The following is a 20,427-nucleotide window of genomic DNA, read 5'->3' as shown; positions in this document are numbered from 1 at the left end:
GCGTCATGGCGTACGAGGTCCAGAAGACGGACGAGCAGTGGCAGGCGGAGCTGACCCCGTCCGAGTACCAGGTGCTGCGCCTCGCCGGCACCGAGCCCGCCTTCCGCGGCGAGTACACCGACACCAAGACGGAGGGCGTCTACTCCTGCCGCGGCTGCGGCGCCGAGCTCTTCCGCTCCTCGGAGAAGTTCGAGTCGCACTGCGGCTGGCCGTCCTTCTTCGACCCGAAGGACACCGAGGCGGTGGAGCTCAAGGCAGACACCTCGCACGGCATGGTCCGCACCGAGGTCCTCTGCGCGACGTGCGGCTCCCACCTCGGACACGTCTTCGAGGGCGAGGGCTACCCGACCCCCACCGACCAGCGGTACTGCATCAACAGCATCTCCCTGCGGCTCACGCCGGCCGAGGGCTGAGGTAGTCCTCCAGGGTCCGCCGCGGGGTCCAGCCCTGTGCGCGGGCCCTGGTCAGGTCCAGGACCACCGGGTGTGCCAGCTGGTCCACCGCGTAGCGGCTCAGCGCCGGCTCGGTGCCGGTCAGCCGGGACAGCGACTCCGCCACGCGGGCCGCCGTGACCGCCAGGCCGAGGGGGAGGTGGCGGATCCGCGCCCGGACCCCGTGGGCGCGCAGCACCGCCGCTACCGCCGCGTCCCGGCCGTACGGGGCCGCGTCCGCCACGTTGTACGCGCCCGGCGCCCAGGCCGGCGCCGCCAGGCAGGCGTCCGCCAGGTTCTCCACCGCCGTCAGGCTCAGCTCCACGTCCGGGCCCGGCAGCAGCAGGGTGCCGGCCCGCACCCGCGACAGCAGGCGGGGAAGCAGCTGGGTGTCGCCCGGGCCGTAGACCGCCCTCGGCCGCAGCACCACCGCGCCCGCCGCCAGGGCCAGGGCCTCGCCCGCCGCCTTCGTACGGCCGTAGGCGTTGAGGTGGTGCGCGCGCGGATGCTCCTCCGTGACCCCGGCCCGGTCCCGGCGCGGGTCGTAGACGCTCGCGCTGCTCACCCACACCACCGGCCGCCCGGCGGCCGCGTCCAGCAGCCGGGCCGTCCCGTCCACGTTGACCGCGCGCATCGCCGCCTCCGCACGCGAGCCCGGCGCCGGATCGCCCACCGCCGCCGCGCAGTGGACGACCAGGTCCACCCCCGACAGGTCCGGCCCGGCCGCCGCCGCGTCCCAGAACCGGTGCCCGCCCAGCGGGCCCGGACGGCGGCCCAGGCTGACGACCCGGTGCCCGGCCGCGGCCGCCGCCCGGGCCACGTGCCCGCCGCAGAACCCGCTCGCACCCGTCACCGCGACCGTCGTCACGAGCCCGCTCCCACCGTCAGCACCCGCCAGCCCGGCAGGGCCGCGCGACGGTCCACCCGGGACCGCACCACCACCGGCCGGTACCCCGCCAGCGCCTCCAGCACGTCCTCCAGCAGCACGGTCGCCAGCCGGGCCCCCGGGCACACGTGCGGCCCCGCCCCGAACACCAGCCGCGCCACCCCCGCCCCCGCCGGATCCCGCCCGTCCGGGTCGCGCCGGTGCGCCCCCGCCGCGTGCCGGGCCACCAGCAGCAGCCGGTCCCCGCCCCGCACCGGACAGCCCCCCACCGATCCCGCACCCGCCGCGACCCGGGGCAGCACCGGCGAGGCCGCCGTCACCCGCAGCAGCTCCAGCGCCAGCCGGGGCCGCAGCCCCGCGTCCGCGGCCTGCCCCCACAGCCCCGCGTCCGCGCACCAGGCGACCGCCCGCGGCACCGCCGCCACGGTGGTGTTCACCGCGGCCACCGCCACCATCGCGTCCAGGGCGTCCCCGCCGCCCAGCACCCCCCGCAGCCGCTCCGCCGCCCCGGCCGCTGCTGCCGCCGCCCCGGGCCTCGGCGGGCCCGGCAGGTGACCGCGCACCGAGGCCGCCGCGGCCTCCGAAGCCGCCTCCGCCAGCACCAGCGGCCCGGCCGGACAGCCCAGCAGCGCCCCCGCCACCGACCCGGCCAGCTCCCGCGCCAGCGCCACCACGTCCACCTCCGCACCCCGGCCCAGCGGCGCCGACCCCCGCACCAGCAGCGGCCGCCACAGCGCGCGCAGCTCCTCCACCCCGGCCGCGCCGAGGCCCTCGGCGAGCGAACGACGGCCCGCCCGGTGCCCGCCGCCCTCCTGGTCGAACAGCACCCCGCCGGCCCCGCTCAGCGCCTCCCGCGCAGCCCCGCCCGTGGTCCCCGCCGCCGTCCGGTCCAGCGGGATCCCGGTCAGCGCCTCCCGGTAGGCGGCGGCGTCGTGCACCAGCACCGTGCCCCCGATCCGGCGCGCGGCCCGCCCCCGGGTGGCGGCGAGCAGCCCGAACAGCAGCGGGTGGCTGCGCAGGTAGACCCGGCGGTCGCGCCGGCGGGCCCGGGCCTGGGCGGTGCTGGTCATCGGACGTGGACCTCTTTCGTGTCGGCGGGCCGGTAACGCCGGTCCCAGTACCAGAGCAGGGTGCGCCGCGCACCCCAGGAACGCAGCCGCCGCAGGCTGCTCTGCACCACCAGGTGCTCGGCGCGCACCACGCGCGCGCTGTGCTCGCGGGCCCGGTTGAGCAGGGTGACGTCCTCCGAGCCCTCCTCCAGCCGCTCCCGCGGCGCCCCGCCGCAGCGCACGTACAGCTCGGCGGTGATGCCGAGGTTGTGGCCGTGGCACAGCACGTACGGGGCGAGGTAGCGGGGGTCCCGGTGCGCGGGCCGCCACCGCCCGTACAGCGCCGACAGCCGCACCAGCGCGGGCAGCAGCCGGGCCTCCGCGAACGTCGGCCGCTCGTCGCGGCGCGGCACGCTCCGCCCGCACAGCACCTCCGCCCCCCGGCCGAACTCCGCCCGGGCCACGGCCGTCCAGTCCCGGGCGGGCAGGCAGTCCGCGTCCGTGCGCAGCAGCAGCCGCGCACCGCCGCGCACGGCGTGCCGGAAGCCGGTGTCGGCGGCGGTCCCCGCGCCCGGCTCCGGCTCGTGGACCAGCTCGACGGGGAAGGGCGCCGAGCGCGCGAACTCCCGTACGACCTCGGCCGTCCCGTCGGTGGAGGCGTTGTCGACCACCACCAGCCGGAAACCGGTGTCCTCCTGCGCGGCCAGCGCGGACAGGGTCCCCCCGATCGAGGCCGCCTCGTCGTACGCGGGGACCACCACCCACAGGCTCACCGCGCCCCCCTGCCCAGCCGGGCCGCCGCCAGCGCCGACACCGCCGCCCGGTCCGGTTTGCGCGAGCGCCCCGACAGCGGGATCCGCGCGAACAGCAGCGCGTCCGGCCGGGCCGTGCCCATCCGCCGCAGCGGCTCCGACAGCGCGGCCCGCAAGGCCGGTTCGGCGACACCGGGCTCCGGCTGGACCACCGCCACCAGCCGCTCGTCCCCGTCGCCCGCCGGGATCCCGACCAGCACGCCCAGCTCCACCCCCGGCACGTGCAGGGCCGGCTCGTACAGGCCCGGGTAGATGTTCTCCGCCCGGCGCAGCACCATGTCCTTGCAGCGGCCCTCCAGCACGATCCGGCCGGCCCCGTCCAGGCGTGCCCGGTCCCCGGTCGCCACCCACGGATCGGGCTCCTCGCCCAGGTAGCGGTCCCGGGCCGCGGGCCCCGTCAGCAGCAGCTGCCCGTCCGCGTCCACGGCCGTCCGCACCCCGGGCAGCGGGGCGCCCACCAGGTCCCCCGCCCCCTCGAAGGCGGCCTTCTCCCGCGACTCCACCGCCGCGGCCGGGAACAGCTCCGTCAGCGCGTACACCCCCCACGCCTGCTCCGCGCCCGCCTCCCGGACCCGGCCCAGCAGGCCGGCGCCCGCCGGAGCCGAACCCGTCCACACCCGGCCCCCGAACCGGGCCCCCGCGCCGAGCGCGTCCCGCAGCTGCGGCGGCGTCAGATAGGTGTCCCGCGGCCGCAGCCGCGCCAGCTGCCGGGCCAGCGTCGCGGGGGAGCGGGCCGGCAGCGCGACCGGCGCCCCGTGCGCCAGCGAGGGCACCAGCACGAAGAAGGTCCCGCCCAGCACCGGCCCGTCCGCACCCCCCTCGAACAGTGCCGACACCGTCTCCATCCCGGCGGCCAGCCCCGCCCGGGTGTGCACCACGGCCCGCGGCCGCGAGGTGGTCCCGGACGTGAACACGATCACCGCGTCGCCGTCGCCCTCGTACCCGGACGGCACCCCCGCCCGCGACGCCCCCCGCTCCAGCGCGGGCGCGCACCCCGGCAGCCGGGGCCCCACCGTGGCCACCGGCCCCAGCGAAGCCAGCTCCGGCAGCTCCAGCTCCGCCCGCCGGGCCAGCGGCCGGGCCCACCCCGCCACCGCCTGCGCCGCGCCGTCCGCCAGCACCAGCGCCGGCCGCGCCAGCGCCAGCCGGGCCCGCAGCACCTCCGCCCCCGCGCCCGGATCCAGCACCGCACCGCGCAGCCCCAGCCGCCACAGCGCCAGCAGCACCGCCAGGGCGCGCGGCCCGGGCCGCACGGCGACCCCGACGGTGTCCCCGGCGCGCAGCCCCCGCGCGTGCAGCGCGGCGGCGAAGTCGTCGGCCAGCCCGGCGAGTTCACCCCGGGTGGCGCGCACCCGGGTGCCGCCCGAACGGGTCGCGGAGAGCACGGCGGGCTGCTCGGGCCGGGCCCGCAGCGCCTTGTCGAGTCGGTCCAGCATCAGCGGGGGTCGTCCGTTCCGTGCGTGCCGCTGCCCTGGTCGAGGTACCAGCGGGCGGTCCCGGCGAGGCCGTACGCGCGCAGCCGGCGCGTGGAGTTCTCCACGACCATGCCCCGGCAGCGGGAGATCCGGTCGGTGTGGCGGCGGACCGCGTTCAGGAACAGCCGGTCCGTCGGCGAGGGCCGCCGCGGCATCCCGCCCACGGCCAGGTACAGCTCGGCGGTGATCGCCATGTTGTTCCCCGCGTGCATCCGGTACGGCGCCCGGAAGCCGCGGCGCCGGGCGTGCTCCGGCCGCAGCCGCCCGAACAGCGCGGCCACCCCCACCAGCCCCGCGAAGCCGGCCCGTCCCAGCGGCCCGTGCTCGTCGCGCCGGGCCGTGACCCGCCCGCACACCAGCCCCGGCCGCTCCCGCAGCGCGGCCCGCGCCGCACCCGTCCAGCCGGGCCGGGGCAGGCAGTCCGCGTCCGTCCGCGCCAGCAGGGTCGCGCCGCGCGCGATCGCGTACCGGAAGCCGGTGTCCACCGCCGAGCCGACCCCCTTCTCCGGCTCCTCGATCACCTCCACCGGGAACGGCGCCCGCGCCGCGAACTCCCGCGCGATGGAGCCCGTACCGTCCGCCGAGGCGTTGTCCACCACCAGCAGCGTGAAGTCCCGGTCCCGCTGCGCGGCCAGCGCCCCGAGGGTCCCGGCGAGCCGCGCCGCCTCCTCGTGCGCGGGCACCACCACCCACATCGGCGTGTTCACGACTTCTCCCAGACCATCGTCATGATGCTGATCCCGCCGCCCAGCCCCACGAACAGCACCCGCTCCCCGGCCGCCAGCTCCGGGAAGACCCGCTCCAGCTGCACCCCGATGCTCGCGCTCGCCACGTTCCCCAGCTCGGGCACCGTCACCACCAGCTTCTCCGCCGGCACCCCGGTCAGCTCCGCGAACCGCTCCAGGTACGGCACCGTCACCTGGTGCACCAGCACCTTCGCGAACCCCTCCCAGTCCATGCCCGTCCGGTGCAGCGTCCGGTCGATGACCGCCGTCCCCACCTTCTCGAACACCCCGCGCAGCTCGTGCCCGTCCCCCTGGAAGTACGTGTACGCGTCCCCGCGCGGGTGCCGCGAACCGCCGCCCGGTATGCCCCCGACCTCCCAGTGCTCGGAATGCGTCTCGCTGTCCACGTCCAGGATCCCGCCGCGCCCCACCTCCTCCAGCAGGACGGCCGCCCCCGCGTCGCCGAACGTGTAGCCGGCGAAACCGCTGCGGAACTCCGCGAAGTCCGCCGGGTCCAGGCGCACCGCCCGGCTCGGCGTCTCCCCGGTGACCACCAGCGCCCGCCGGGCCCGCCCGGCGAGGACCGCGCTGCGGGCCAGGTCGATCCCGTTGACGAAGCTGTTGCAGGCGTTGGTCACGTCCACCGCGTGCGCCCTGGAGCCCAGTTCGGCCTGCACGATGTGCGCGGTCGCCGGCTCCACCAGGTCCCGCGACGCGGAGGCGAAGACCAGCAGGTCCACGTCCAGCGGCCCGAGCCCGGCCGAGTCCAGCGCCCGGCGCGCCGCACCCACCGCGAGCGTCGACGCGTACACCCCCGCGGCGGCGACCCTGCGCGAGACGATCCCGGTGGCCTGCGTCAGGAGCCGCGCGGGCAGCGCCAGGCCGCTGCGCCGGGCCACCTCACGCTGGAGCTCGTCGGAGGACAGCACGTCCTCGGGCAGCAGGCTGCCGACGGCGGTTATGCCGACGCGCGGCCGCGGATCACAAGACTGTATGGGCATGCCCCCACGATGGCGGCCCGCCCGCGCCCCGGCCTGAGTACGGATGCTCAGTTCCCTTGTGGGGACGCTGAGTAGGACCCCCGTCCGGCTACCCGGAGAACGCGCCGTCCGACCCCGGGACACCGGGCACGGCTCCCCGTATCGTGGTCCGACCGGCCACACCCACGGGGGAGGGAATATGGCGGACGGCACGGCCTTACCCGGCCTCGTCACCTACGGGGACGACGCCACCAGCAGGCTGCTGAGCGCGGCCGCGCACCTGGACGAGGAGTTCGCACAGGGGACGGCGGTGGAACTGACCGGGGACCGGCTGGTGGCCCTCGGCCCCGCACTGGGCGTCGACCTGGTGGCCGTCGCCCGGCACGCCCGGGCCGCGACCCGCCGCACCGCCCTGCGCGACGCACTGCTGACGGGCCTCCTCGCTCTGCTGGCGGGCGGCGTCGTGCTGCGGGTCGTCGCGGTCGCCACCGACCGGACCGATCTGTGGGACCTTTCCCGCTTCGCGCTCGTGGGCGGCTTCTTCGGCGCCTGGCTGCTGGTGCTGGCCGCCGAACACCGGGCGCGGACCATGGCCCTGCGGGCGTTCGGGACCAAGGGGTACCACGGCGGGCTGGTCCCGCCGCTCGCCCCGGCGGTCGAGGAGGCGCTGCGCGAGCAGGAGCGGGCCAACGCCCTGCCGTACCACGAGGTGGCGGGGCACGACACCCCGTTCGTCGGCAGCGGCCGGGCCGTCCTGGAGGTGGTCTGGCCGCCCCTGGACGTCAGCACCCCCGCCGACGACCCCGAGGGCGGGCCGGCGCTGGAGGTCATTCCCTTCGACGTGGTCGAGCTGCACGCGTTCGTCGCCGAGCAGATGGGCACCATCGCCGGTCTGGAGGGGCTGCGCACCCAGGACCGGCTGTACGTGCTCGGCACCCACGTCGGCTACGCGGGTCCGGAGCTGCTGCCCGACCCGCTGCGGCCGCCGCGCCCCGTCGTCCCGGAGGAGCTGGTGCGGGCGACCCTGGCCCGGCCCGGCGAGGGCAGGCGCACGTACCTCTGCATGGAACGCGCCGGCGAGGGCGGCCGGGTCATCGTCTCCATGCACCTGAGGGCCCGGCTCCAGCGCCCGAGCCTCACCTGGGAGCTGGCCGCCTACGTCATCCCGCCCCTGCGGAAGGAGTTCGAGGCGGTGCGCACGCTCCGAGTGGACCCCTTCGGCCGCTGGGTCACCCTCCTCGTCTCCGGCACCCGCCGCTTCCCGGCCCTGCTGTTCAAGGCCCCGGCCCGGCTGCTGCGCAGGGGCTGGGCGCGGGGCCTGCGCTGGGGGCGGCTGCGGTACTGGCGCTGGGTCATCGGCAGGCGGCACATCGAGTTCGACTACGGGGCCACCGGAGGTATCCGCGAACGGGCCGGCGACCGAGATCGGATGGGGTTCACCGAGGAGACGGACGCGGTGGACTTCTTCCAGCGCCTCGAGTGGGGCGTGCTCACCGCGACCACGCGGTTCCTCAAGGACCACAACATCGACACCAGGTCGTTGGAGGATGCCCGGCAGGTCATCAACCAGCACAACTACACGTTCCATGGACCCATCAACGGGCCGGGCAACTTCGGGGCGAGAGGCACGCTGAACCTGTCCGGCCGCGGCGGCCCGGGCCCGTCCCCCGCCGCCGGCGGCCCCCGCCCCTCCCCGGCGCCCAAGTCCTGAACCCCCGGCCCACCACCCCTGCCCCCCCCCGCACCGGACGAGGAGCCCCGCATGGGCACGTACAACTTCCACGGGAACGTCAACGGCCCCGGGAACTACGGCGACCACGGCGTGATCAACATCGGGCCCGAGGAGGACGCCGCCCGGGTCCTGCGGCTGGCCGCCGAACTCGCCCGGTGGCTCACCGACCGGGACGCCGGCCCGGAACGCGTCGAAGCGGCGCACGCCCTGCGCGGCGAACTGGAAGAGGCCGGCCGGGAGCGGCGCGCCCCCGAACCGGGCCTGGTCCGGCGCAGCCTGGAGACCATCACCCTCGGCCTGGGCGCCGGCAGCGCCGGCCTGGCCCTCGCGCAGCAGATCAGCGCCCTGCTCGGGGGATGACCCCCCGCAGGGCGCCGCGCAGCCGGTCGGCGGCGGACGGCCGCCGCCAGGCGTGGAACTCCCGCGCCCGGTGGGCGTCGTGGCGGGCCAGCTCCCGGCCCGCCGCCGCCCGGTGCGCGGCCGGCAGCTCCCGTACGAGCGGCCGCAGCACCCCTTCGAGCAGCTCCGTACGGGTTTCCCGCCACAGCGGCCCGGCCTGCGGCTGCGCCGACCAGGCGGCGTAGCAGGAGGCGAGGTACCCCGGGTCGCCCCGCAGCCCCACCGCCACCGGGGCGGAGCGGGCCGCCTCCCGGTACGCGGCCAGCAGTTCGGGGTGCTCGCTGCCCGCCAGGGCCCGCAGCCCCGCCTCGTCGGGCCCGTCCGGCGCGAGCAGCCGCCCGGCCACCGCCGCGTACGCCGCCTCGCGCGCGCCCGGCTCCGGGGACAGGGCCCCCAGCTCCAGGGCCCGGCGCAGGCCGTCCCCGGCCGGGCCGCCGGCGCGCAGGTCCCGGACCAGTTCCCACAGCAGCAGCGCGGGACGCTGCCCGTCCGGCAGCTCCGCCCCGAAGTGCCGCAGCAGCTCCGCCGCCAGGTCCGCCGCCGCCCCGTCCCCGGCGGGTGCCACCGCGGCGGCCCGGGCCAGCGGCTCCCAGGTCCCGGCGTCCCGGTGCACGGCGGCACCCGTCGTCGCCAGCACCAGCCCGGCCTCGGCCGCCTCGGGCGGCCGCCCGGGCCAGACCAGCCGCATCCCGGTGCGCAGCACGAGCGGCTCGGCGTACAGGGAGACCCCGGACTCCCGCAGCAGGGCCTCCAGCAGGAGGACCGGGTCCGCGTCGGTGTCCGGGCCCGCCTGCGCCGCCCGGGCGCACATCCGCAGGTGCGGCAGCGCCTCCGCCGCGCCCAGCCGGAGCCCGGTCCGCTCGAACAGCCGGGCGCCGGCGGCCGGATCGCCCGCGGCGAGCGCGTCCAGCCGGTCCAGCACGAGGGCCCGCAGCACGGGCAGCTCCGCCAGCGAGTCCCGCTCCCGCTCCCCGTACGCCCGGTCCGGGTCGCTGATCAGCGCGTGCGCCAGCCGCCGCGCCACGTCGGGCAGCGGCTCCCCGCCGCCCGCCTCCGGCACGGACACGCGTACGCGCTCCCCGGCGCCCCCTGTCCCGGTTTCGGTCCCGGTTCCGGTTCCGGTCCGGGTGTCCCCGGACCCCGGGCCGGCAGTCGCGGTGCTGCCGGTCTCCGTCCCGGCCCCGGCCCGGGGGCGCCCGGTCGTGGCGGCTGCGGCCGGCCCCGGCCCGGTCGTGCCGGCCCATTCGGCGGCCGCCTGTCGGGCCGCGGGTTCCAGGGGGATTCCGGCGGCCAGTGCCAGCGAGGCCAGCGGGCCCGCCGCGTACGGCTCCGCCGGCAGCTGCCTGACCTGCGCGAACAGCTCGGGCCGCGCTGCCAGCCACACCGCCGAGGCGGTCCGCGCCCACAGGTCCCCGCACTCGCCGGGAGCGCCCGCCCCCGAGGCCCCGTACACCCGCCACGGCCCCGGCTCCGCCGGCTCGTCGCCGGGCTGCACCCCGACCAGCCGCTGCGGGGCGAGCAGCGGCCGCCGGGCGTACGTGGTGAAGGTCAGCCACTGTCCCCGCTCGTGCGGCAGCACCCCGCAGGCCAGCATCACCCAGCGGGCCACGGCCGCGCTGTCCTCCTCCACCAGCAGCAGGCGCGGGGCGTCCGGCTCCTCCACGGCCCGCCGCACATCGGCGAAGAACCCCGCCAGCCACGGACCCCGGGCGGCGACGAAGGCGGCCAGCGCCGCCCGGTCGTGCCGCCCGGGCGCGGGTATCCGGTCCAGCGGCGGGGGCGGCCCGCCCATCGGGGTCCGCTCCTCCCACTGCGCGGAGCCCCAGGCGGTGACCGGCAGCAGCCGCGCGGGCCCCGCCCCGGCGGGCTCGGGCAGGTGCACGGCGTGCGCGTGGAAGCCGTCCCCGGCCCGGGACCAGGAGCCGCCGTCCCCGTACCCGGAGTCGAAGTCGAAGCCGGCACCGGTGTGCACGGCGCGCGAGAGCAGCCGGCTCCCGTCGGACAGCACGCTCAGCGACAGCGCCTCGGGGAACCCGGCGGACGGCGCCCGCAGCGGCGGCTCGTACCGCAGGAGCGGCTCCGCCTCGCGCAGCAGCTCCCCGCCCACCCCCGGGGTGACGGAGGTGAAGCCGGAGCCCTCGGGGCCGCCCGAGTAGTGCAGCTGGGGGAGGTTCACGCCGGGCCCCCCGTCCGGCCGGATCCCGCCGGGACCCGAACTGATGAGGCGTCAGGGTCTGTTGTGCGGGGCGTGGTTGCCCGTACCGTACCGGCAGCGGAGCGCGCGGCATGCCCCCTCACGTTCCCCGCCATCCTGCTGCGCCCCCTGTTGCAGTGTGTGGAGGCCATTCCAGCAGACATCGCGGCCGTCCGGGAGTTCCGTCCGCAGGGGCTTCCGTTCGCCCGCTGTACGGCCCGACGTCAGACGGGGATCTCCGGCCGGTACCCCGGGACCGCTGTCCTTGGGGCGCCCCTCGATCCCCCCCTCACCCCCCTAGAGGTCGTCACCCATGGCTGAACTCAACCGACGCAGGTTCCTCCAGATCGCCGGCGGCACGGCGGCCGCCACGATGCTCAACGAGAGCATCGCGCGCGCCGCCGCCATCCCGGCGCAGGGCAGCACCGGAACCATCCAGGACATCGAGCACATCGTCGTCCTCATGCAGGAGAACCGGTCCTTCGACCAGTACTTCGGCACGATGAAGGGTGTCCGCGGCTTCGGAGACCCGCGGCCGGTGCTCCAGGACAACGGGAAGTCGGTCTTCTTCCAGTCCAACGGGACGAAGGACATCCTCCCCTTCCACCCGCAGGTCAACGACCTGGGCATGCAGTTCGTCGAGGGCCTGAACCACGACTGGGCCGGCGGCCACCAGGCCTACAACAACGGCAAGTACGACAAGTGGATCCCGGCGAAGACCGCCACCACCATGTCGTACATGACCCGGGACGACATCCCGTTCCACTACGCCCTCGCCGACGCCTTCACCGTCTGCGACGCCTACCACTGCTCGTTCATCGGGGCCACCGACCCCAACCGCTACTACATGTGGACGGGCCACACGGGCAACGACGGCACCGGCGGCGGCCCGGTCCTCGGCAACCAGGAGGCCGGCTACGGCTGGAAGACCTACCCGGAGCGGCTGGAGTCCGCCGGGGTCTCCTGGAAGATCTACCAGGACATAGGCGACGGCCTGAACGCGGCCGGCTCCTGGGGCTGGATCGGCGACGCCTTCCGCGGCAACTACGGCGACAACTCGCTGCTGTACTTCAACAACTACCGCAACGCCCAGCCGGGCAGCGCCCTCTACGAGAAGGCCCGTACGGGCACGAACGCGAAGGCGGGCGACGGCTACTTCGACCGGCTGCGCGCGGACGTGCTGAACGGCACCCTGCCCCAGGTCTCCTGGATCGCGGCGCCCGAGGCCTTCAGCGAGCACCCGAACTGGCCGGTGAACTTCGGCGCCTGGTACATCTCCCAGGTCCTGGACGCGCTGACCGCGAACCCGGCGGTGTGGGCGAAGACGGCCTTCTTCATCACCTACGACGAGAACGACGGCTTCTTCGACCACGTCGTGCCGCCGTACCCGCCGGCGTCGTCCGCCTGGGGCCTGTCCACGGCCGACGTCACCCGCGACCTGTACGCCGGGGGCGGCGGCTACGCGGCCGGCCCGTACGGCCTCGGCCCGCGCGTCCCGATGATCGTGGTCTCCCCGTGGAGCAAGGGCGGCTACGTCTGCTCCGAGACCTTCGACCACACCTCGGTGATCCGCTTCATGGAGAAGCGGTTCGGGGTGCAGGAGCCCAACATCTCGGCGTGGCGCCGCGCCGTCTGCGGCGACCTGACCTCGGCCTTCGACTTCACCCAGGCCGACGCCACCCCGGCCGCGCTGCCGTCCACGGCCGGCTACCTCCCGCCCGACCACAACGCGCACCCCTCCTACCACCCGGTGCCGCCGGCGACCGGCGCCCTGCCGAAGCAGGAGGCGGGCTCCAAGCCGGCCCGCGCGCTCGGCTACAGCCCGTACGTGGACGGCTCCCGGGCCGTCTCCACGGGCAAGTTCACGCTCACCTTCTCCTCCGGCCCGAAGCTCGGCGCCCACTTCCACAGCACCTCGGGCAACCGGACGGACGGCCCCTGGCCCTACACGGTCGAGGCGGGCAAGACCCTCTCGGACACCTGGAGCACCAGCAGCTCCACCGGCAACAAGATCGACCTCACGGTCTGGGGGCCCAACGGCTTCCTGCGCACCTGGAAGGGCCCGGCGAAGAAGGCCGGACCCGAGGTCACGGCCCGCCACGCGGACGCCACCGGCAACCTGGCCCTGACCCTGGTCAACGGGGGCACCGCCGCGGTGAACCTCACGGTGACCAACTCCTACGGCGGCGCCGCCCAGACCTTCAAGGTCAACCCGGGCGCCACCGTCTCCCACACCGTCGACCTGCGCGCCTCCGGCCGCTGGTACGACGTCTCCGTGGTCTCGGACGCCGACGCGACCTTCCTGCGCCGCTTCGCGGGGCACGTGGAGACGGGCGCGCCGGGCGTCTCGGACCCGGCGCTCAAGACCGTCTGACACCCGTTCCCGTACGGGCGAACCGGGATGGGTTCACGCCCGCGAAGTTAACACTTGCGTTAACTTCGCGGGCGTGGCCCAATGGGAAGTGATCCTCGTCGGCGAGGTGGCGGAGTGGTTCGAGGCGCTGGCCGAGACGGACTGGAACAGTGCCGAACAGGTGGAGGACGCGGTCGACGCGCTCGCGATGTTCGGGCCCACGCTCGGGCGGCCGCTGGTCGACCGCATCAAGGGAGCCGAACAGCACCACATGAAGGAGCTGCGACCGGGCTCTTCGGGCGGCAGTGAGATCCGGATCCTGTTCGCGTTCGACCCGGTCCGCCGGGCGGTGCTGCTTGTGGCCGGCGACAAGGCCGGAAACTGGCAGCGGTGGTACGAGGTCAACATTCCGCTCGCGGAGAAGCGTTACCAGGACCACATCGGGGAGCTGGACTCGAGGGAGTACGAATGAGCGGTGTCGGTTGGGAGGAGGCCAAGCGCCAGGTGCGCGAGCGCCGGGCGGCCGCGGGCCTGCCGGTGCGGTCCCCGGCGGAGAAGCGGGCCGCCATGGACCGGCTCATGGCCGAGGTGCGGGCCTATCGGCTGGCCGAGATCCGCCAGGAGCAGGCGCTGACCCAGAAGGACGTCGCCGAGACGATGGGCGTCTCCGCCCCCAGGGTGTCGGCCATCGAGAACGGCGAGACCGACCGGACGGAGGTAGCCACCCTGCGCTCCTACGTCGAGGCGCTCGGAGGCCGCCTGAGGGTCGTGGCCGACTTCGGGGACACGGAGTACACCGTGGCCTGACGCGGCTGCGGGTGCGGGTGCGGTGTGATCGTAGGCCGGACGGGCAGAACGTACGGCGTCGGCTTCCACCACCCCCGTCACCGAGGGAGAACGCATGGCCATCGCCCATCGCCGGATCGGCACCGGACCCGTCCGCGTCATCGTGCTGCACGACTGGTTCGGGACCTCCGCCAACTGGGGCTCCGTGCTCGACCACCTCGACCCGCAGGGGTTCTCGTACGCCTTCCCCGACTACCGGGGCTACGGCGAGCGCCGGGACGTCCCCGGCCGCCACACCCTTCCCGAGATCGCCGACGACGTCCTCGCGCTCGCCGACGAGCTGGGCTGGGACACCTTCTCCCTCGTCGGCCACTCCATGGGCGGCAAGGCCGCCCAGCAGGTCCTGGCCCGCGCCCCCGAGCGCGTCGAGAAGCTGATCGGGCTCACCCCCGTCCCCGCCGGGCCGTACCCGATGGACGACGCCACCCACGCCCTCTTCTACGGCGCCGCCGGGGACCCGGACAAGCGGCGGACCATCCTCGACCTGGTCACCGGCAACCGGGTCAGCCGCCACTGGCTGGAGCGCATGGTCGCCCACTCCCTCGACGTCTCCCGCCCCGAGGCCTTCGCCGCCTACCTCGCCGACTGGCAGACCCGGGACCTCTCCTCCGCGATCAAGGGCAGCACCGTGCCGGTGCTCGTCCTGGTCGGCGAGTACGACCTGGCCCTGACGGCCGAGGTGATGCGCGCCACCTGGCAGGCCTCGTACCCGAACTGCAGGATCGTCACGATCCCCGGCGCCGGCCACTACCCGCCCCACGAGACGCCGGTGGCCTTCGCCACGGAGGTGGAGGCCTTCCTGCGCGGCTGACCCCGACGCGGCCCGGACCTGGCCGGACCCGGAAAAGCCCGTAGGGGGTACGAGGCGAACCTCGTACCCCCTACGGGACCGAAAGGGTGAGTGACGGGACTTGAACCCGCGGCCACCTGGACCACAACCAGGTGCTCTACCAGCTGAGCTACACCCACCACGAAGGGCGGCGGACCGCCCGTTCGTTGTGCATGCACAGCATAGCCGATGCGGGGGGTGCTTCCGCGACGGGTTATCCGGCGGCCCGGGCCCCGGCCGTGGGCGTCGCCGCGCGGCGTCCGTCGCGGCGTACCGCGCGGGCGACCGCCGCGACCGCCAGCGCCCGGATCACCGGATGCGGCCGAGAGCCGTCCCCCGACAGCTCCGGCTGGAAGAGCGTGGCCAGGAAGAACGGGTGCCCCGGCAGCTCCGCCATCCGCACCGCGCCGTCCTCGTCGTGCCCCGACAGCCGCAGCCCGTGCGCGGCCAGCACCGGCAGGTGGCGGGCGACCGGGCCGCAGTGGCAGTGGTAGCGCTCCGTCGACCGGTCCGCCCCGAGCGCGGACTCCGCCAGCGAACCCGGCTCCGCCCGTACGGGCGCCTCGTGCCCCGCCAGCGAACAGGCCAGCGGCGCGATCAGCGGGTCGTCCGCCCCGGGGTCGTTCTCGGCGTGCGCCGCCCCCGCCAACCCGCACACGTGGCGGGCGTACTCCAGCAGCGCGTGCTGGAAGCCGCCGCACGTCCCGAGGAAGGGGACGCCCTCCTCCCGGGCCACCCGGATCGCCGCCAGCACCCCCGCCTCGCTCGCGTACGGGCTGCCCGGCAGCACCCACAGGGCGTCGAACCCGGCCAGGGTCCCCGCCGCGGCCGCGGCCTCCGCCTCCGCGGTCGGGATCCAGCAGGCGTCCAGCACCAGCCCCTCGCGCGAGGCCAGCGCGTCGAGGAGGAGCGGGATCCGGGAATGGGACTCCACGTGCGGGGAGCGGTCGCCGACGAGGGCGATCCGGGCGACGGTCATCGGGGCGGCGGCGGCAGCAGCAGCGGCAGCGGCAGCGGACGCGGCGTGAGGCGCCTGTGCGGTGGTCATGCGGATCATCCTGCGACCCGGTCCCGCTTCAGCGCCAACGATTGTTCCGGGACGCTCGATAAGCAACGCTGATGGACGGTGCTGCCGGGTGGTGCCGCCCGGCGGCGCTGGCATCCTGCCGGGCATGGACCCGCACCTCCTGCGCACCTTCACCGCCGTCGCCCGGCTCGCCTCCTTCTCCGCCGCCGCACGCGAACTCGGCTACACCCAGTCCGCCGTCTCCCAGCACATCGCCGCCCTCGAAGCCGACCTGCGCACCGAACTGCTCACCCGGCGGCCCGTCGCCCCCACCCCGGCCGGCGCCCGCCTCCTGGAACACGCCCGGCCGCTGCTGCTGCGCCTCGACGCCGCCCGCGCCGACGTACTGCGCCTCGACGCCGCCCGCGCCGACGTACTGCGCCTCGCCGCCGCCCCGCCCGGCCGGATCACCCTCGCCGCCTCCCCGCTCGCCGCCGCCGGACCCCGGCTGCTCGCCGCCCTGCCCGCCACCGGGGTCACCCTGCGCGTCCTGCCCCCGGCCCGGGTCCCCGCCGCCGTCGCCGCCGGGGAATGCGACCTCGGGCTCGTCGACGGGCTCGCCGCCCCGAGCGACCCGCTGCGGCTGCCCGACGTGGCCCCGCTGCAGGTCACCGGCGTCGCCGAGGAGGAACTCGCCGTCCTCTTCCCCGCCGGACACCCCTTCGCCGCACGCGACTCCGTCCGGCTCGACGACCTCGCCGACGCGCGCTGGCTCGACGCCCCCGACGTGGGGCTGCCGCTCACCACAGGACGCCGCGCCCTGCGCTACGACGGCACCGACCTGCACGCCCTGTGCGCCCTCGCCGCCGCCGGCCACGGCCTCGTCCTGCTGCCCCGCCCCGTCGCCGACGCCGCCCGCGCCGGGACCGCCGTACCGCTCGCCGCGCCCCGCCTCGTACACCGGACGGAGCTGGTCGCGCCCGCCGGACCGTCCGGCGCGGCCGCTGCGCTCGCCGCACGCCTCACGGCAGGATCCCCCTCATGACCACACCGACTCCCGACCCGGCCGCCCACGCCGAGCCCGAGGCCTTCACCACCGCCGACTACGCCGCCCGGATGGCCGCCGCCGCGCAGAGCGCCGCCGACGCCGGACTCGCCGGACTCCTCATCGCCCCCGGCCCCGACCTCACCCACCTCACCGGCTACCGCCCGACCGCCGAGACCGAACGGCTCACCCTGCTCGTCCTCGCCGCCGGACAGGACCCCGTGCTGGTCGTGCCCGCCCTGGAGGCCCCCGACGCGGCGAAGGCACCCGGCGCGGACGCCCTGACCCTGCGCGACTGGACCGACGGCGACGACCCCTACCGGGCGGCCGCGCCGCTCCTCGACGTCAGCGGCCGCTTCGGCGTCAGCGACAACACCTGGGCACTGCACCTGCTCGGCCTGCAGAGGGAGTTGCCCGCCACCACCTACAGCCCGCTCACCGACGCCCTGCCCATGCTCCGCGCCGTCAAGGACGAACGGGAACTGGCCCGCCTCGCGGCCGCCGGAGCCGCCGCCGACGCCGCCTACGCGCAGATCCTCCACGTCCCCTTCGCCGGGCGCCGCGAGAGCGAGGTCGCCGCCGACCTGGCCGGGCTGCTGCGCGTACACGGCCACTCCCAGGTCGACTTCACCGTCGTCGGATCCGGCCCCAACGGCGCCAACCCGCACCACGAGGCCGGCGAACGCGTCATCCGGCACGGCGACATGGTCGTCCTCGACTTCGGCGGCCTCAAGCACGGCTACGGCTCCGACATCTCCCGCACCGTCCACGTCGGCGAGCCCACCCCCGAGGAACGGCGCATCCACGACATCGTCCGCGAGGCCCAGCAGGCCGGCTTCGCCGCCGTCAGGCCCGGCGCGACCTGCCAGGACGTCGACCGGGCCGCCCGCGCCGTCATCACCGAGTTCGGCTACGGCGAACGCTTCATCCACCGCACCGGCCACGGCATCGGCGTCACCACCCACGAACCGCCGTACATGGTCGAGGGCGAGGAACAGCCCCTCGTCCCCGGCATGTGCTTCTCCGTGGAGCCGGGCGTCTACCTGCCCGGCCGGTTCGGCGTCCGGATCGAGGACATCGTCACCGTCACCGCGGACGGGGGCCGCCGCCTGAACAACGCGCCGCGCGAGATGGCGATCGTCGGGTAGGCCGTCGTCGGGTAGGCCGTCGCCGGGCGGGCCGCCGCGGCTACGGGCCGAGTACCACCGCCGACTCGCCCGGTACGTGGATCCGCCCGTCCGGACCCGGATGCTCCACCGGCTCCCAGGACGCCAGCACCCGCACCCCGTTGCGGCCCAGCGCCACCGTCACCGACTCCGTCGACAGGTTCACCACCACCCGCACCTCCCCGCGCCGGAACGTCAGCCAGCGGCGCTCCTCGTCGTACGCGACCCGGACCGCGGCCAGGTCCGGGTCACGCAGGTCCGGGTGGGTGCGGCGCAGCCGGATCAGGGTCCGGTACCACTCCAGCAGCCAGGCGTGCGACTCCCGTTCCGGTTCCGCCCAGTCCAGGCAGGACCGGTCCCGCGTCGCCGGGTCCTGCGGATCGGGGACCTCCTCGGCCTTCCAGCCGTGCGCGGCGAACTCCCGGCGCCGGCCGCTGCGCACCTCCTCGGCCAGCTCCGGGTCGGGGTGGTCGGTGAAGTACTGCCAGGGCGTGCCGGCCCCCCACTCCTCGCCCATGAACAGCATCGGCACGAACGGCCCCGTCAACGCCAGCGTCGCCGCGCACGCCAGCAGCCCGGGGGAGCAGGAGGCCGACAGCCGGTCGCCCAGCGCCCGGTTGCCGACCTGGTCGTGGGTCTGCGTGTAGCCGAGGAAGCGGTGCGCGGGGGTGCGGCGGCGGTCCACGGGCCGGCCGTGGGTGCGTCCCCGGAAGGACGACCAGGTGCCGTCGTGGAAGAACGCCCGCGTCAGGGTCTTGGCGAGGGCGCCGATCGGCGCCTCGGCGAAGTCGGCGTAGTAGCCCTGCGATTCACCGGTCAGCGCACAGTGCAGCGCATGGTGGAAGTCGTCGTTCCACTGCGCGTGCATCCCCAGCCCGCCGGCCGCGCACGGGGTCGTCAGCCGCGGGTCGCACTGGTCGGACTCGGCGATCAGGAACAGCGGCCGCGTGGTCTCCGCCGCCAGCCCGTCCACGGCGGCCGACAGCTCCTCCAGGAAGGACAGCGCCCGCCCGTCGGCCAGCGCGTGCACCGCGTCCAGCCGCAGCCCGTCGATCCGGTAGTCCCGCAGCCAGGCCAGTGCGCTCCCGATCAGGTACGCCCGGACCTCGTCCGAGCCGGGCGCGTCCAGGTTCACCGCCGCGCCCCAGGGCGTGTGGTGCGTGTCGGTGAAGTACGGCCCGAAGTCCGGGAGGTGGTTGCCGGAGGGGCCGAGGTGGTTGAGGACCACGTCCAGCACCACCCCGAGCCCGGCCGTGTGCGCGGCCTCCACGAACGCCGCCAGACCCGCCGGTCCCCCGTACGGCTCGTGCACCGCCCACGGCGCCACCCCGTCGTACCCCCAGCCGTGCCGGCCCGGGAAGGGGCACACCGGCATCAGCTCCACGTGCGTCACGCCCAGCCCGGCCAGGTACTCCAGGCGGGCCGCCGCGGCCTCGAAGGTGCCCTCGGGGGTGAAGGTGCCGACGTGCAGCTCGTACAGGACCGCGTCCTGCAGCGGCACGTGCGGCGGGGGCACGTGGGGGGCGAGGGCCGTGAGGTCGACCACCGCCGACAGGCCCTCCGTACCGTCCGGCAGCCGCCGCCCGCGCGGATCTGGCCGCACCGACGGATCGTCGCCGAGCCGGAACCCGTACCGGTCGCCGTCGGCCGCCGGGGCCTCGACGACCCACCAGCCGGAGCGGCCGGGGGCCGGATCGGGGGCCATGTCGTAGGTGGTGTCGTTCAGTCGCATGGCGACCCGACCTGTCAGCGGTGCCCACACCTCGAACTGCACGGACGGTCCCCTCGTCTCCGGTCGTCTCCGGCGGTGTCCAGCATGCGTGATCGTGCCCGTACGGTGCCCGTATCGTGCCCATCATTCCGGGCCGGGCGGGGGAGTTCTGGACACCCCGCACCCGACGGGCCGACAATCACCCTGTGACGTCGAGTTTCGAGTTCCCCGCCTACCCCGCCCCGCGGCTCACCGACGCGGAGCGGGACCGGGCGCTGGGCCAGCTCAGGGAGGGTGCGGCCCTCGGGAAGCTGTCGCACGACACCTTCCTGCGGCGCATGGAGCTCGCGCTGGTCGCCCGCCGCTCGGAGGACCTCGCACCCCTCCTCGCAGACCTCCAGACGCGCCCGGGCCCGCTCGGACCCGAAGCCCCCTGGACCAACCGGCTGTTCGGCTGGGTCGGCCGCGCGTCGGCGGTCTCCGCCGGGGTGCGCCGGGCCTGGCAGGTGGAGCGCCTGCCCAAGCTGCTCTTCCCCCACCCGGCCGCCGGCCCCCTGCGGATCGGCCGCGACCCGGGCAACGGGCTGCGCCTCAGCCACGAGACCGTCTCGCGGGCGCACGCCGAGCTGAGCATGCGGGACGGGACCTGGCTGCTGCGGGATCTCGGCTCCACCAACGGCACCACCGTCAACGGGCGCCGGGTGACGGGCGCGGCGGTCGTACGGCCGGGCGACCAGGTGGGGTTCGGGCGGATGAGCTTCCGGCTCTCGCAGGACTGACCGGCGGCC

19 protein-coding genes and 1 tRNA gene are annotated in these 20,427 nt (G+C 76.0%); 10 read left to right on the top strand and 10 right to left on the bottom strand.

Translation table 11 applies throughout. From position 1 onward, the window contains the following. Positions 1-5: 5 nt before the first annotated feature. Positions 6-413, top strand: a complete 408-nt coding sequence (gene msrB, locus ACQKM2_RS32230; protein ID WP_427716047.1) for a peptide-methionine (R)-S-oxide reductase MsrB — start codon at positions 6-8, stop codon at positions 411-413. On the opposite strand, the gene ACQKM2_RS32225 is transcribed toward msrB, so the two are convergent. From ACQKM2_RS32225 to ACQKM2_RS32200, 6 genes are read right to left on the bottom strand one after another with little or no spacing between them, the layout of a single operon-like run. Continuing rightward, complete coding sequence (locus tag ACQKM2_RS32225) at positions 394-1,299, bottom strand: NAD-dependent epimerase/dehydratase family protein (RefSeq protein WP_427716045.1); 906 nt, start codon at positions 1,297-1,299, stop codon at positions 394-396. The two genes, msrB and ACQKM2_RS32225, sit on opposite strands and share 20 nt — an antisense overlap. Continuing rightward, positions 1,296-2,387, bottom strand: coding sequence for a cytochrome P450 (locus ACQKM2_RS32220; RefSeq protein ID WP_427716042.1), 1,092 nt, complete (start codon positions 2,385-2,387; stop codon positions 1,296-1,298). Before ACQKM2_RS32220 ends, ACQKM2_RS32225 begins: the two co-directional genes overlap by 4 nt. Continuing rightward, positions 2,384-3,139 carry a glycosyltransferase family 2 protein gene (locus ACQKM2_RS32215; RefSeq protein ID WP_427716040.1) on the bottom strand — a complete coding sequence of 252 codons (756 nt, stop codon included), beginning with the start codon at positions 3,137-3,139 and terminating at the stop codon, positions 2,384-2,386. The genes ACQKM2_RS32220 and ACQKM2_RS32215 overlap by 4 nt, the downstream gene beginning before the upstream one ends. After that, a complete protein-coding gene (locus ACQKM2_RS32210) occupies positions 3,136-4,614 on the bottom strand; it encodes an AMP-binding protein (protein WP_427716038.1) in 1,479 nt (492 codons plus the stop codon). Before ACQKM2_RS32210 ends, ACQKM2_RS32215 begins: the two co-directional genes overlap by 4 nt. After that, positions 4,614-5,360 (bottom strand): glycosyltransferase family 2 protein, encoded by a 747-nt coding sequence (locus ACQKM2_RS32205; protein WP_427716036.1) that lies wholly within the window; start codon positions 5,358-5,360, stop codon positions 4,614-4,616. Before ACQKM2_RS32205 ends, ACQKM2_RS32210 begins: the two co-directional genes overlap by 1 nt. Next, positions 5,357-6,379, bottom strand: a complete 1,023-nt coding sequence (locus ACQKM2_RS32200) for a 3-oxoacyl-ACP synthase III family protein (protein WP_427716033.1) — start codon at positions 6,377-6,379, stop codon at positions 5,357-5,359. The genes ACQKM2_RS32205 and ACQKM2_RS32200 overlap by 4 nt, the downstream gene beginning before the upstream one ends. 178 nt (positions 6,380-6,557) lie before the next feature. Between ACQKM2_RS32200 and ACQKM2_RS32195 the strand changes: the two genes are divergently transcribed. Beyond that, the gene (locus ACQKM2_RS32195) at positions 6,558-8,069 is read left to right on the top strand and encodes a hypothetical protein (RefSeq protein WP_427716031.1); all 1,512 of its coding nucleotides are present in this window, start codon (positions 6,558-6,560) and stop codon (positions 8,067-8,069) included. 51 nt (positions 8,070-8,120) lie between these two features. Further along, positions 8,121-8,450, top strand: coding sequence for a hypothetical protein (locus ACQKM2_RS32190; protein WP_427716029.1), 330 nt, complete (start codon positions 8,121-8,123; stop codon positions 8,448-8,450). Here ACQKM2_RS32190 and ACQKM2_RS32185 read toward each other — a convergent pair. Continuing rightward, positions 8,428-10,665: a GTPase-associated protein 1-related protein gene (locus ACQKM2_RS32185; protein ID WP_427716028.1), complete on the bottom strand. Its 2,238-nt coding sequence runs from the start codon at positions 10,663-10,665 to the stop codon at positions 8,428-8,430. The genes ACQKM2_RS32190 and ACQKM2_RS32185 overlap by 23 nt on opposite strands. Positions 10,666-10,996: 331 nt before the next feature. On the opposite strand from ACQKM2_RS32185, the gene ACQKM2_RS32180 reads away from it, so the two are divergent. The 4 genes from ACQKM2_RS32180 to ACQKM2_RS32165 all read left to right on the top strand — a co-directional run bounded on the left by ACQKM2_RS32180 (position 10,997) and on the right by ACQKM2_RS32165 (position 14,693). Continuing rightward, positions 10,997-13,057, top strand: a complete 2,061-nt coding sequence (locus ACQKM2_RS32180) for a phosphocholine-specific phospholipase C (RefSeq protein ID WP_427716026.1) — start codon at positions 10,997-10,999, stop codon at positions 13,055-13,057. 73 nt (positions 13,058-13,130) lie between these two features. Further along, positions 13,131-13,508, top strand: coding sequence for a type II toxin-antitoxin system RelE/ParE family toxin (locus ACQKM2_RS32175; RefSeq protein WP_427716023.1), 378 nt, complete (start codon positions 13,131-13,133; stop codon positions 13,506-13,508). Then, complete coding sequence (locus tag ACQKM2_RS32170) at positions 13,505-13,843, top strand: XRE family transcriptional regulator (protein ID WP_427716020.1); 339 nt, start codon at positions 13,505-13,507, stop codon at positions 13,841-13,843. The genes ACQKM2_RS32175 and ACQKM2_RS32170 overlap by 4 nt, the downstream gene beginning before the upstream one ends. Before the next feature lie 94 nt (positions 13,844-13,937). Beyond that, positions 13,938-14,693 carry an alpha/beta fold hydrolase gene (locus tag ACQKM2_RS32165; RefSeq protein WP_427716018.1) on the top strand — a complete coding sequence of 252 codons (756 nt, stop codon included), beginning with the start codon at positions 13,938-13,940 and terminating at the stop codon, positions 14,691-14,693. A gap of 85 nt (positions 14,694-14,778) precedes the next feature. Here ACQKM2_RS32165 and ACQKM2_RS32160 read toward each other — a convergent pair. Further along, positions 14,779-14,851 (bottom strand) — tRNA-His (locus ACQKM2_RS32160). Positions 14,852-14,925: 74 nt separating this feature from the next. After that, on the bottom strand, positions 14,926-15,690 hold the full coding sequence (locus tag ACQKM2_RS32155) for a CTP synthase C-terminal region-related (seleno)protein (RefSeq protein ID WP_427716085.1): 765 nt from the start codon (positions 15,688-15,690) through the stop codon (positions 14,926-14,928). Between the two features lie 193 nt (positions 15,691-15,883). Here ACQKM2_RS32155 and ACQKM2_RS32150 point away from each other — a divergent pair, with 193 nt between their 5' ends. Both ACQKM2_RS32150 and ACQKM2_RS32145 read left to right on the top strand, forming a co-directional pair. Continuing rightward, entirely contained in the window at positions 15,884-16,762 is an 879-nt protein-coding gene (locus ACQKM2_RS32150; protein ID WP_427716016.1) for a LysR family transcriptional regulator, read from the top strand. Beyond that, positions 16,759-17,910, top strand: a complete 1,152-nt coding sequence (locus ACQKM2_RS32145; protein ID WP_427716013.1) for a M24 family metallopeptidase — start codon at positions 16,759-16,761, stop codon at positions 17,908-17,910. The genes ACQKM2_RS32150 and ACQKM2_RS32145 overlap by 4 nt, the downstream gene beginning before the upstream one ends. A gap of 40 nt (positions 17,911-17,950) precedes the next feature. Here the strand turns inward: ACQKM2_RS32145 and treZ are convergent, their stop codons facing one another. Continuing rightward, entirely contained in the window at positions 17,951-19,702 is a 1,752-nt protein-coding gene (treZ, locus tag ACQKM2_RS32140) for a malto-oligosyltrehalose trehalohydrolase (RefSeq protein WP_427716011.1), read from the bottom strand. 143 nt (positions 19,703-19,845) lie between these two features. Here treZ and ACQKM2_RS32135 point away from each other — a divergent pair, with 143 nt between their 5' ends. After that, complete coding sequence (locus tag ACQKM2_RS32135) at positions 19,846-20,418, top strand: FHA domain-containing protein (protein ID WP_427716009.1); 573 nt, start codon at positions 19,846-19,848, stop codon at positions 20,416-20,418. Positions 20,419-20,427: the final 9 nt, after the last annotated feature.

Source organism: Streptomyces sp. NPDC004126 (genome assembly GCF_050275515.1).
Classification (GTDB): domain Bacteria; phylum Actinomycetota; class Actinomycetes; order Streptomycetales; family Streptomycetaceae; genus Streptomyces.
Note: the sequence above shows the minus strand (reverse complement) of the source record. Positions and strands in the feature narration are given on the sequence as shown.